Source organism: Plantibacter sp. Leaf1, assembly GCF_001421315.1.
In the GTDB taxonomy this organism is placed as follows: Bacteria; Actinomycetota; Actinomycetes; order Actinomycetales; family Microbacteriaceae; genus Plantibacter.
In genome coordinates this window covers 2244763-2256377 of record NZ_LMJX01000002.1, presented here as the reverse complement: position 1 = coordinate 2256377, position 11615 = coordinate 2244763, and the positions used below count along the sequence as shown (strand labels likewise).

Genomic DNA, 11615 nt, shown 5'->3' with positions numbered 1-11615 from the left:
GTTCACCTGCTGACGTAGCATACCCACTGAATGGGAAACTCGTACCGCTGAATGGTAGCGTGTAGCGAGCCGCAGGTCGACACCGATCTGACGGCTTCCAGGATCACGCATCACGAAGGAGTGTCGTCCATGCAGCACCGCACCCAGTCCGCCGACGTCGTCGTCATTGGCGGAGGTCTTGCGGGGGTCTCCGCCGCCGTCGCTGCCGCCCGTCTCGGTTCCCGGGTCTCGCTCGTCACCAACCGTCCGGTCCTCGGGGGCAACTCCTCCAGCGAGGTGCGCGTGTGGGTCGTGGGAGCGACCGCGCACGGCCACCAGCGGTTCGCCCGCGAGACCGGGATCATGGGCGAGCTCTTCCTGGAGAACCAGTACCGCAACCCCGAGGGCAACCCGTTCTACTGGGACCAGACCGTCCTCGACCTCGTGCGCGCCGAGCCGAACGTGCAGCTGCACCTCAACACGGACGTCCGCATCGTCACGATGGCGGAGCCGATGGGGGCGGAGTCGTCGGAGGGACCGCGGATCGCGTCCGTCACCGGCTGGACGATGGGGAGCGAGATCGAGACCGAGTTCGTCGCACCGGTCTTCATCGACTGCACCGGAGACGGACTCGTCGGCCACCTCGCCGGCGCGACCTCGCGGATCGGCCGGGAGGGCCGCGCCGAGCACGGTGAACCCTGGGCGCCCGAGGTGGCGGACGACGAGCTCCTCGGCAGCTCGATCTTCTTCTACACGAAGGACACGGGACGACCCGAGCGCTTCGTCGCGCCCGACATCGCCCGCGACATCCGCGACACCCCGATCCTCACCAACCGGATCATCCGCACCGGCGACAACGGTTGCAACTACTGGTGGATCGAGTGGGGTGGCGAACTCGACACCGTCGCCGAGAACGAGCAGATCCGCGACGAGCTGTGGAGCGTCGTCTTCGGGATCTGGGACTACATCAAGAACTCCGGCGAATTCGACGCGGACACCCTCACGCTCGAGTGGGTCGGATCGATCCCGGGCAAGCGCGAGTACCGTCGGCTGCTGGGCGACCACACGCTCACGCAGAACGACCTCCTCGACCAGGTCGACTTCGAGGACACCGTCGCCTTCGGCGGATGGTCGATCGACCTGCACCCGGTCGAGGGCGTCTACGCCGAGACCGCCGGCGCCCAGCAGCGCTTCAGCAACGGCACCTACGGCATCCCGTTCCGCAGCCTCTACTCACGGGACGTCGGCAACCTGCTCTTCGCCGGTCGCAACATCTCCGCGTCGCACGTCGCGTTCGGGTCCACGCGGGTCATGGCGACCTGCGCGACCCAGGGCCAGGCGGTGGGGACGGCGGCGGCGCTCATCGCCCGCGACGGACTGACCCCGCGTGGGCTCGCCGGTGAGGCGCTGCCGCTCCTGCAGCGCACCCTCCTCCGCGAGGACGCTCCGGTGATCGGCGTCACCGTCGACGACTCCGACGACCTGGCTCCGCGCGCGACCGTCTCCGCCTCCAGCGCGCTCGCCGGGATCTCCACGCTGGAGCACCTCGGCGACGGTGAACGGTTCGCCCTCGACCGCGACGTCGCGATCCTCGTACCCGTCGCTCCGACGCTCGATCAGATCACCCTGCTGGTCGACGCCGCGCGCGACACGACCCTCCACGTCGAACTGTGGAGCGCGGGCAAGCGCCAGAACGCCGTCCCGGTCGAGCACCTCCTCGACGGCTCGGTGGAGGTCGCCGCGGGGACCGGTGTCCCGGCGACCGTGCGGTTCGGGTGGACGCCCGACGTGGAGCAGAACGCCGTGGTCGTCGTCCGCGCGAACCCCGATGTGAGCCTGCTCCTCACCGACGGCCACCCCTACGGGCTCCTCGTCCTCACGGCCAGGCACGCCTCGGACGAGGTGTTCGACGACCACATCCCCGAGGAGCAGGACCAGGCGATCCTCGACTGGAACGCCCGGAAGCTCCGGGGCCGGAGCGTCGCGCTGACCGTGGGCGGGGACACCACGGCGTACCGTCCCGAGCGCGTGCTCGACGGCTATCAGCGCCCGTACGGTGGGCCGCACCTGTGGTCCTCGGAGCGGCTCGACGAGGGCCGCGACCTGGTCGCCGAACCCGAGGTGCTCAGCCTCCGGTGGGACGAGCCCGTCGACGTCGCGTCCGTCCGGATCGTCTTCAACGACGACGTCGACGCGGACCTCATCAACCTGCACCACCACCGCACCGGCTTCGAGGCGGTGCCGGAGCTCGTCGCCGCGTACCGGCTCGAGGCGCGACCCGTGGACGGGACGGAGGGCACGTGGACGGTCTTGGCCGAGGCCGAGGGGAACCGGCACCGACACCGGATCCACGACGTCGAACCCGTGCGGATCGACGCGCTCCGACTCGTCGTGACGGCCACGAACGGCTCGCCATACGTCAGCGTCGCGAGTGTGAAGGTGTTCGAGCAGCCGAGCGGGCGCACCACCCGGCCGCGCCGAGCCCGACCGCTACGCTGAACACGGCCTTCCGAGGCCGGACACCCGAACCGACAGCGACACCGTGGAGGACCCGTGGCAGGCGAGATCCAGCAGGGCATCGGTCGTGCGGCATCGGTGCTCGCCGTCCTGGGCGCCTCGACGACCGGGCCGTTGCGGGCCTCGGACATCGCGCGCGCGACCGGTCTGGGCACCTCGACGACCGCCCGGCTCCTCGGCACCCTCGAGGAGCTCGGGTACGTGTCCAAGTCGGCCGACAGCCCGTCGTACGCGATCGGCGCGACGATCCTTGCGCTGGCGAGCGAGGGGCTCAACCAGAACCCGGTCCACCGGGAGTCCCGGGCGCCGGCGCAGGAACTCGCGCAGCGCATCGGCCTCAGTGTGAACGTCGGGGTCCTCGACGGCTCCAGCCTCATCTACCTCTGTCACTTCGAGGGCGCGCTCGCCCCCAAGTCGCACTCCATGATCGGGCTCCGGCAGCCGCTGCACGCGTCGGCCCTCGGCAAGTGCCTGCTGCTCGACCTCGATGCGGACGGCCTCCGCGAGCTGCTCGGTGCGGAACCGCTCGCCCGCTACACGGCCAACACGATCACCGAGCAAGCGGCGCTCGTCGCCGAGCTCGCGGCGGCTCGGGAACGCGGCGTCTGCACCGAGGACCAGGAGCTCGCGCTGGGGCGTCTCGGCATCGCGGCGCCCATCCGCGACGCGAACGCCAGAGTGGTCGCGGCGATCTCCATCTCCGGCCGCCTGAGCCTCATGCGCGAACGCGACCTCGACGTGCTCACCGAGGACCTCATCGAGGTGGCCGACCGCATCAGTGTGGGACTCGGACTCATCTCCGCGATCCCGTCCTCCTGACCCGTCCTCCCGTATCCGATCTCACGAACCGAAGGTGACCCGTGGCGCAATTCGACCTGCCCATCGCCCAGCTCCAGCAGTACCTGCCCGACCGCGAGGAGGCCGCCGACTTCGACGCGTTCTGGGCCGACACGATCGCCGAAGCGCATGCGCTCGCCCAGCCGACGGAGCGTGAGCGCTCCAACCCTGAGCTGACCGGTCTCATCGTCGAGGACGTCACCTTCTCCGGCTTCGGCGGCGACCCGATCAAGGGCTGGTTCATCCGTCCCGCGGGCGCGAGCGGCCCGCTCCCGTGCGTCGTGCACTACATCGGCTACAGCGGCGGCCGCGGGTTCGCCCACCAGTGGACGATGCACCCCTCCGCCGGGTACGCGGTGTTCGTGATGGACACCCGCGGCCAGGGCAGCGCGAACCGGCCCGGCGCGACCGCGGACCCCGTCGGCAGCGGACCCCAGGTCGCCGGCAAGATGAGTGCCGGGCTCGACAGCCGGGAGACGTACTACTACCGCCGCGTGTTCACGGACGCCGCGCTGGCCGTCGACGTGGTCCGCAGCTTCCCCGAGGTGGATCCGGCTCGCGTCGTCGTCGCCGGGGTCAGTCAGGGCGGCGGTATCGCCCTCGCCGCGGCCGGGCTCAGTGAGGGCCTCGCCGGCGCGCTCGTCGACGTCCCGTTCCTGTCGCACTACCGTCGAGCCCTCCAGATCACCGACGCGAGCCCGTTCGCCGAGCTGAAGACGTTCCTCATCAGTCGCCGCGGCCAGGAGGAGCAGGTGTTCCGCACCCTCTCCTACTTCGACGCGACGAACTTCGCGGCCCGCGCGACCGCCCCGACGCTCTTCTCGGTCGCCCTGTGCGACGCCGTGTGCCCGCCCTCGACGGTGTACGCGGCGTTCAACCACTACGCGGGTGCACAGAAGGACATCGCCGTCTACCCGTACAACGGGCATGAGGGTGGGGGACCGGTGCAGGAGCAGCGGCAGCTCGAGGTCCTCGCCGACCTCTTCGCCTGACGCGTCGCCCACCCGCACCGGGGTGAGCGGGCGTGGGACGATGTGCACGTGAGCGAGACCGACGGCACCGATCAGACCCTGCAGGCCGCCCGACGTCGGACGCGGGCCGGCATGATCGCGGCGATGGCGCTCGTGCTCTCGTTCGCGGCCGGGGCGACCGACGCTTTCGCGTTCCTCCAGCTCGGCGGTGTCTTCACTGCCAACATGACCGGCAACTTCGTGCTGGCCGGCCTCACGAGCCGCCCGGACTTCGCCGAGGTCCTCCTCGGGGCGTCGGTCGCGGTGCTGCTGTTCTCCGTCGGGACGTTCCTGGCCTTCCGGTTCACGAGGCCCGTCGCCACCACCGATCGACCGACGCCGGAGGCGCCGCAGCGCCGGCTCGTCCTCGTCCTCGGCGGTGCGGTGGTCGCACAGTCGTGCGTCCTCCTCGGATGGATCGTCTCCTCCGACCACCGCACCACGCCCGTGGTCTGCGTCCTCATCGCGCTCTCCACCCTCGCCATGGCCGGGCAGACGGCCGTCGCGCGTCGCATCGAACGCTCGGGCGTGACGACCACGTTCGTGACCGGCACCCTCACGAGCCTCATGCAGAGCCTCGCCGACGGCGTCCACGACCACCACCTCATCCGCATCGGTGCGATCGTGCTGCTCGTGGCGGGTGCCCTCTGCGGCTCGCTCCTCACGGGCGTCGACCCGGTGTTCGGTGCGGCGCTGCCCCTCGTCCCGTCGATCGTCGGGCTGGTGCTCCTCCGGCTCGCGCCGTCGGCGTCGGCGCACTGACGACGAGCGTCGGCGCCGAACCGGTCAGGCGATCGCGGCGGTCGCCTCGATCTCGACGAGCTGGTCGTCGTAGCCGAGGACGGTGACACCGAGCAGCGTCGACGGCACGTCGTGATCGCCGAAGGCGGCGCGCACGACCTCCCAGGCCGTCACGAGGTCGGACTGCTTGGTCGAGGCGACGAGGACCCTGGTGCTCGCCACGTCGGCGAGGGTCGCCCCGGCGGCCTCGAGGGCGATGACGAGGTTCTCGACGCACTTCGCCGCCTGCCCGGCGACGTCACCCACGGCCGCGGTCGAGCCGTCGAGGTTCAACGGGCACGACCCGGCCAGGAACAGCAGCTTCGCGCTCGCCGGGATGGACGAGGCGTAGGCGTATTCGGCCGCATCGGAGAGCTGTTCGGCTCGGATCAGCGTGACGACGGACATGGATCCTCCTCGTGGTTCGGCTCGGTCGCGAGACGACTCATGCTCCATCGTGCCCGACGGCGCCGCCCGGGTTCGACGCCGACGCCAGCTCGGGGAGCTGAGCGTCGCGCGTGAGCTGCGCTCGGATGACCACCGGGAAGTGATCGCTCGCCTCGGAGGTCGGCGGCTGATCGTCGACGAGGGTGTCGATCGGCTCCAGGTCGGCGTGCGGGCCGGGTCCGCCCGAACGGCCGAGCACCCAGTCGATGCGCGCGTTCCCGGGACGTTGCGGGCCGTACCCGTGGAAGGTACCGACGTCCGTGCCTTCGGCCGCCGGCGACAGGTCGACGAACCCGGCTCGCTCGAACGCGACGTGCGCTGCGGATCCGCGCGGGGTGTTGAAGTCGCCCGTGAGGAGGATCGGGGTGTCCACCTCGGCGAACTGGTCAGCGATGAGTTCGGCGCTCTTCGTCCGGACGTCGTCGCCATGGGGCGTGGCCTCGTGATCGAGGTGCGTGTTGGCGAAGACCAGCTCGTCCCCGGTCTGTCGTTCCCGCAGCCGCACCCAGGTCACGAACCGGGCATGCAGCGACGACCAGGTGTTCGAGCCGGGCGCGTCGGGGGTGCCGGAGAGCCAGAAGTCGCCGGCGTCGAGCCGTTCGAACCGTGAGCGACGGAAGATCACCGGCCCGTACTCGCCCGCGGTGCCGCCGTCGCGACCCTGCCCGAACCAGTCGTACTCGGTGAGGTCGGGGAGGAGGTCGCTGAGTTGGTTCCCACGGACCTCCTGCAGGCCGAGGAGGTCGGGCCCGTTGCGGGCGATGACCTGCGAGACGAGCGGAGCCCGGTCCGCCCACTCGTGACCGGGTTGGGCGACGGCGGTGCGGATGTTGTAGCTCATGACGGTCAGGATGTGCCGGGCCAGGATGGTTTCGCTCACCCGGTCAGCGTAGGGGAGGTGGATGAAGGGGAGCTGTCCCCATGTCGTCGGCGCGTCGGTCTGCCTAGACTGCACCCCATGACCTTCGACCTCCGCGATGCTCAGGCCCGGATCCTCGCCCTCAACAGCGAAGACCTCCCCTTCATCTACGACCCGACGCCCGACGGTGTGGTCGCCCACTGGCGGTATGCCGACCAGCGCTGGCTCGGCTTCCTCGGTGCGGGGATGTTCAGTGCGGAGTACGAGCTGCGGGTGGAGCTGCACCCGGAGGACGGCGAGTGGCAGTTCCACGAGGAGTCCTCCTCCTCGAAGACGACGCTCGGGCTGGATGGCCTCTCCACGAAGCGCACCTGGCAGTCGGGGCCGCAGAAGACCTTCACCTTCGGGCGGAGCGTTGCCCCGATCGCGCAGTCCACCGACCGCGACGGCACGACGACCGGCCACTTCATGGGCTACGACTTCACCACCGACGAGGTCAAGCAGCCCGTCATCGACGCCCTCACCGCGGCCGGCTGGCAGCCGCGCAAGGGGTTCTTCGGCAAGCTCTTCGGCGGCTGATCAGCCGCGAGCCGCCTCAGCGGGTGCCGCACCGGTCGAGTCGCGGACGACGAGTTCCGGGCGTAGCAGGATGGCCGGGGTCGATTCCCGGTCGTCGGTCCGCTCACGCGTGACCACCTGCTCGACCGCCAACGCGGCCATGCGGGCGATGGGTTGACGGACAGTCGTCAGTGACGGCGACACGAGATCGGCGAGGGGGATGTCGTCGAAGCCGACGACGGAGACGTCCGTGCCGATGCCGAGCCCCAGATCGCGGATGCCCTTGCAGACCCCGAGGGCTGTCATGTCGTTGATCGCGATGATGGCTGTCGGCACTGGACCTGCGCTGAACAGCTCGTGCACGGCTCGTCGGCCGACTTCGGGGGCCTCGAGTTCGTCGGCGCCCGCCGGGAGCCCAGCCCACACCGGCAACTCGGACGCGTCGAGGCCCGCCGCCTCCACGGCAGCGAGGAACCCCGCGTGTCGGACAGTCCGGTTCACCGAACGCTGCGACCCGGAGACGAACGCGATCCTCCGATGCCCGAGATCGGTCAGGTGGGATGCGGCGACGCTGCCGCCGAGGTGGTTGTCGATCCCGATGCTCGCGACGAGGGTCGGATCGCCGGGCTGGACGGGGCGGTCGAACAGGATGAGGTTGAGGCCGCGCTCGACGAAGGCCGCCAGGTGGTCGAGCGACGGCAGCGAGGTGCAGAGGACGATGTCGCGGACGCCGTTGTCCCACAGCTCCTCCACGTAGCCGAGCTCCCGCCCGGGATCGCGCTCGCTGTTGCCGAGGAGGACGTTGTAGCCGTGGCCGAGTGCCGCCTGCTCGAGCTCGCGGGCGAACGCACCCCAGAACGGGTTGCTCACCGACGGCACGATGAGGCCGATCGTCTTCGTCTGGCCGGTCCGCAGCTGCCGCGCTGCCCGGTTGGGACGGTAGTCGAGTGCTCGGATGGCCGCGAAGACCCGATCACGGGTCTCAGGTTGCATGCGGTCGGAACGACTGTTGAGGACGTTCGAGACGGTGCTCGTGGAGACGCCCGCTGCTGCGGCGACCTGTTGGATCGTCACCTTGTCGGCCATGACCGCCCCTTTCATGCCTCCGCGTCGACCGGCATCCCGGCCGCGGTGCCTGGTCCAGTGTATCGATACAGCACTCGCGCCGCCAAGCTGAGATCGATCCTTCCGCGCGGTCACCGGGATCGCGAGGGGCGAGCGCTGCTGCCTCGGTTGACGTCACCACGATCGGTGGTTATGGTCGGTAAATCGATACACAAGATCATCGCCGATCCTGGATACCGATGACGACGACGTCACGGACTCGCGGCATCGTCGCCCCGAATCGATACCCGTGAAGGGAACCAACGCATGACCACCCGGACCATGAGGCCACGCCACCGGCGGACCACCGGCCTCCGCAAGGCGGCCCGTCTCGCCACCGGACTGCTGACCGCGAGCGCGCTCACCCTGGCGCTCGGCGCGTGCTCGACCCCGGCGGCCGAGCAGGACGCCGATCCGAACGCCATCAGCGGCGACCTGACGATGCTGACCCCGATCTTCGAGGGCTCCGCGGGGCAGAAGCTGCTCGAGGAGGAGCTGTTGCCGCAGTTCACGGCGATGTACCCCGACGTGACCGTGTCCGTCGACTACACCAACTACGCCCGCCTCAACGAGAAGTTGACCACCGGCGTCGTCTCCGGCCTGGTGCCGGACGTGATGATGATGGGCGTCGGCTGGATCGAGGCCTTCGCCGATCGCGGCGTCCTGGCCAACCTGAGCGACGGAGGCCTCACCGCCGAGTCGCTGGGGGAGACCATGACGCCGGAGATCGTCGAGGCCGGGCTCTGGAACGGCGACGTGTACGGCGTCCCGATCATGCTCGACGCCCGCTTCGGCGTGGCCAGGATGGACCTCCTCCGGGAGGCCGGCTACGACCACACTCCGCGGACCTGGGACGAACTCGTCGAGATGGCCGACGCGCTGACCGAGCGCGATGCGAAGGGCAAGCTGACGCGCACCGGCTTCGACATGCTGACGATCGAACCGCGCCAGATGTTCGAGACGGCCCTGTTCTCGAACGGCGGATCGCTCTTCTCCGAGGACAACAGCTCGCCGGCGTTCGACTCCGAGCAGGGAGTCGAGGCGCTGCAACGGATCGTCGACCTCTTCCACGACCAGAAGGTCGAGGACACGGGCTTCTCCGCGCCCAACGCGACCGTCAACCCGCTCATCAACGGCCGTGCGGCGATGGCGATCGCCCACAACAACGTCTGGACCCAGGCTGAGGCGGCCGACCCGGAGGTGCTGGACGACCTCGAACCGTTCCTCATCCCCGGCGACTCGCCCAGCATGTTCGTCGGCGGGACGATGGCGGCGGTCTCCGCCACCTCGGCTCATGAACGGGCGGCACAGAAACTCGTCGAGTTCCTGGCGAGCCCCGGCCCGGCGCTGGCGGCCAACCAGCAGCGCGGCAACGTGCCCGCCCTGACCGAGCTCCTCGAGAGCGACTACGTGCAGGACGACCGCCTCGTGCAGTTCGCGATGGAGAACCTCTCGGTCGCCAAGCGTGAGGGCGGACCTCCGAAGTGGCTCGGGCTCCGCGGCGACGTCGCCCCGGCCATCGAGAACGCGATCCTCCGCAAGAAGACGGCGAAGGCGGCACTCACCGACCTCGCTGCGGCCTTCCAGAAGAAGTTGGACCGGTGATCATGACCGCGACGCGCACCCCCGACGTCCCCAGGACGCTCGACCCCCGACAACCGCCACCCATCCCGCGGCGGGCCGCCAGCAAGCGTGCGGCTCGGAAGAGCGGTCTGTTCGGCTGGCTCATGGTCGCTCCGGCCGTGTTCCACATCGGCCTCTGGACGGCGATCCCCGTCCTCGCGACGATCGCCCTGAGCTTCACCGACTACGACATCTTCGACGCCCCCGCGTGGATCGGTCTCGACAACTACGTGGAGATCTTCCAGGACCCGGTGTTCGGCCAGGCCACGTGGAACACGATCGTCTACACCTTCTGGACCGTGCCCGCCTCGATGGCGATCGCGATGGTCATCGCCGTCGCGCTCAACCAGAACCTGCGTCTCCGCACCTGGTTCCGGACCGCGTTCTTCCTGCCGCAAGTGACGGCCACGGTCGCCATCGCGATGGTCTGGCTGTGGATCTTCAACCCGCAGCAGGGTCTCCTGAACGGGATCCTCTCGGTGGTCGGCATTCCGGGTCAGGCCTGGCTGGCCGACCCGGAGTGGGCGCTGCCCTCCGTCATCCTCGTCGGCGCATGGCAGGGCATCGGCATCAAGATGCTCATCTACATCGCGGCGCTCCAGAACGTCGACCCCTCGCTGTACGAGGCCGCCGCGGTCGACGGTGCGGGCCCGATCCGGAAGTTCTTCGCGATCACCGTGCCGATGCTGAAGCCCGCCACCTTCTTCGTGCTCATCATCTCGATCATCGGAGCGTTCCAAGTGTTCGACCAGATCTACGTCCTGACCGACGGCGGACCCGCCAACTCCACGACGATGATGACCTACGAGGTCTACCGCTCCGCGTTCCAGAACTTCGAGATGGGCATGGCGTCGGCGCAGTCGGTGCTGCTGTTCCTGATGCTCCTCGTGATGACCGTCATCGGCCGTCGCGCGACGAAGGGTGACGAGGGATGACCGCCGAACCGCTCACGACGAGGTCGCTCGTCACCGGGGTCCACGAGGACTTCGTGCCGAAGCCTGCCGGACGTCGCCGGAACCGTCGATGGATCGGACGGCTCGTCCTCAACCTGGCCCTCACGCTCGGCGCGCTCACCATGGTGGTGCCGTTCATCTGGATGATCGCGACGTCGTTGAAGTCCCCGGCCGAACTCGCCGAGTTCCCGCCGACGTTCCTCCCCAAGGTCTGGGAGTGGAGCAACTATCCCGAGGCCCTCCAGGCGGCTCCGTTCGCCACCTACTTCCGGAACAGCTTCATCATCTCGGCGTCGCACACGATCATCACGCTGATCTTCGCCGCGATGGCCGGCTACTCGCTGGCCCGCATCCGGTTCCGCGGTCGCGAACTCGTCTTCCTCGGCTTCGTCGCGATGCTCATGATCCCGACCTACACGAAGATCGTGCCGCAGTTCCTGCTCGTGAAGTTCATGCCCCTCTTCGGTGGGAACGACATCCTCGGCCAGGGCGGGTCCGGGTGGCTCAACACCTGGTGGGCGCTCATCATCCCCGGAGGCCTGAGCGCGACCGCGATCTTCCTGTTCCGCCAGTTCTACCTCTCCCTCCCGACGGAGCTCGCGGAGGCCGCGCGGATCGACGGACTCAGCGAGTTCCGCATCTTCTCCCGGATCTACACGCCGCTCATCAAGCCGGCGATCGCGACGGTCGCGCTCCTGACCTTCCAGGAGAGCTGGAACAACTTCCTCTGGCCGCTCCTCGTCACGACGAGGGACGACCTCAGGGTGATCCAGGTCGGGCTCGCCGTGTTCCAGCAGCTCGACGGGACGCAGTGGCAATACCTGATGGCCGGCACCACGATGGCGACCGTCCCGATGGTCCTCCTCTTCCTGTTCTGCCAGAAGTACTTCATCCAGGGGTTCACGAACGCCGGCATCAAGTAGTCGGCGACCCCGCCCACCGCTCACC

Annotated in this window: 11 protein-coding genes; 8 read left to right on the top strand and 3 right to left on the bottom strand. The window is 69.2% G+C overall.

Features of this window, described 5'->3' with window-relative positions; translation table 11 throughout:
• The first annotated feature begins 51 nt into the window (after positions 1-51).
• Genes ASE44_RS12875 through ASE44_RS12860 form a run of 4 tightly spaced genes read left to right on the top strand, consistent with a single transcriptional unit; the run spans position 52 to position 5105 of the window.
• Positions 52-2478, top strand: a complete 2427-nt coding sequence (locus tag ASE44_RS12875; protein WP_327078817.1) for an FAD-dependent oxidoreductase — start codon at positions 52-54, stop codon at positions 2476-2478.
• A 54-nt stretch (positions 2479-2532) separates the two neighbouring features.
• On the top strand, positions 2533-3315 hold the full coding sequence (locus ASE44_RS12870) for an IclR family transcriptional regulator (protein ID WP_056780419.1): 783 nt from the start codon (positions 2533-2535) through the stop codon (positions 3313-3315).
• Between the two features lie 41 nt (positions 3316-3356).
• Entirely contained in the window at positions 3357-4325 is a 969-nt protein-coding gene (locus ASE44_RS12865; RefSeq protein WP_056780416.1) for an acetylxylan esterase, read from the top strand.
• 48 nt (positions 4326-4373) lie between these two features.
• Positions 4374-5105 (top strand): YoaK family protein, encoded by a 732-nt coding sequence (locus ASE44_RS12860; RefSeq protein ID WP_056780412.1) that lies wholly within the window; start codon positions 4374-4376, stop codon positions 5103-5105.
• 24 nt (positions 5106-5129) lie between these two features.
• Here the strand turns inward: ASE44_RS12860 and ASE44_RS12855 are convergent, their stop codons facing one another.
• Complete coding sequence (locus tag ASE44_RS12855) at positions 5130-5531, bottom strand: RidA family protein (protein WP_056780409.1); 402 nt, start codon at positions 5529-5531, stop codon at positions 5130-5132.
• A 37-nt stretch (positions 5532-5568) separates the two neighbouring features.
• Complete coding sequence (locus ASE44_RS12850; protein WP_056780407.1) at positions 5569-6450, bottom strand: endonuclease/exonuclease/phosphatase family protein; 882 nt, start codon at positions 6448-6450, stop codon at positions 5569-5571.
• Positions 6451-6528: 78 nt separating this feature from the next.
• Between ASE44_RS12850 and ASE44_RS12845 the strand changes: the two genes are divergently transcribed.
• Positions 6529-7008 carry a hypothetical protein gene (locus ASE44_RS12845; protein WP_056780404.1) on the top strand — a complete coding sequence of 160 codons (480 nt, stop codon included), beginning with the start codon at positions 6529-6531 and terminating at the stop codon, positions 7006-7008.
• On the opposite strand, the gene ASE44_RS12840 is transcribed toward ASE44_RS12845, so the two are convergent.
• Positions 7009-8073, bottom strand: coding sequence for a LacI family DNA-binding transcriptional regulator (locus ASE44_RS12840; protein WP_056780400.1), 1065 nt, complete (start codon positions 8071-8073; stop codon positions 7009-7011). It abuts the gene before it with no gap.
• Between the two features lie 285 nt (positions 8074-8358).
• Here ASE44_RS12840 and ASE44_RS12835 point away from each other — a divergent pair, with 285 nt between their 5' ends.
• From ASE44_RS12835 to ASE44_RS12825, 3 genes are read left to right on the top strand one after another with little or no spacing between them, the layout of a single operon-like run.
• On the top strand, positions 8359-9696 hold the full coding sequence (locus ASE44_RS12835; protein WP_056780397.1) for an extracellular solute-binding protein: 1338 nt from the start codon (positions 8359-8361) through the stop codon (positions 9694-9696).
• Between the two features lie 2 nt (positions 9697-9698).
• The gene (locus ASE44_RS12830) at positions 9699-10649 is read left to right on the top strand and encodes a carbohydrate ABC transporter permease (protein ID WP_079706135.1); all 951 of its coding nucleotides are present in this window, start codon (positions 9699-9701) and stop codon (positions 10647-10649) included.
• On the top strand, positions 10646-11590 hold the full coding sequence (locus ASE44_RS12825; RefSeq protein WP_082455997.1) for a carbohydrate ABC transporter permease: 945 nt from the start codon (positions 10646-10648) through the stop codon (positions 11588-11590). Before ASE44_RS12830 ends, ASE44_RS12825 begins: the two co-directional genes overlap by 4 nt.
• Positions 11591-11615 lie beyond the last annotated feature (25 nt).

What these genes read in the sequence shown, in the direction of transcription:
- ASE44_RS12875 (WP_327078817.1), top strand. Translation starts at nt 52, where the DNA reads ATGGTAGCGTGTAGCGAGCCGCAGGTCGACACCGATCTGACGGCTTCC.
- ASE44_RS12855 (WP_056780409.1), bottom strand. Translation starts at nt 5,531, where the DNA reads ATGTCCGTCGTCACGCTGATCCGAGCCGAACAGCTCTCCGATGCGGCC.
- ASE44_RS12845 (WP_056780404.1), top strand. Translation starts at nt 6,529, where the DNA reads ATGACCTTCGACCTCCGCGATGCTCAGGCCCGGATCCTCGCCCTCAAC.
- ASE44_RS12840 (WP_056780400.1), bottom strand. Translation starts at nt 8,073, where the DNA reads ATGGCCGACAAGGTGACGATCCAACAGGTCGCCGCAGCAGCGGGCGTC.
- ASE44_RS12835 (WP_056780397.1), top strand. Translation starts at nt 8,359, where the DNA reads ATGACCACCCGGACCATGAGGCCACGCCACCGGCGGACCACCGGCCTC.
- ASE44_RS12830 (WP_079706135.1), top strand. Translation starts at nt 9,699, where the DNA reads ATGACCGCGACGCGCACCCCCGACGTCCCCAGGACGCTCGACCCCCGA.
- ASE44_RS12825 (WP_082455997.1), top strand. Translation starts at nt 10,646, where the DNA reads ATGACCGCCGAACCGCTCACGACGAGGTCGCTCGTCACCGGGGTCCAC.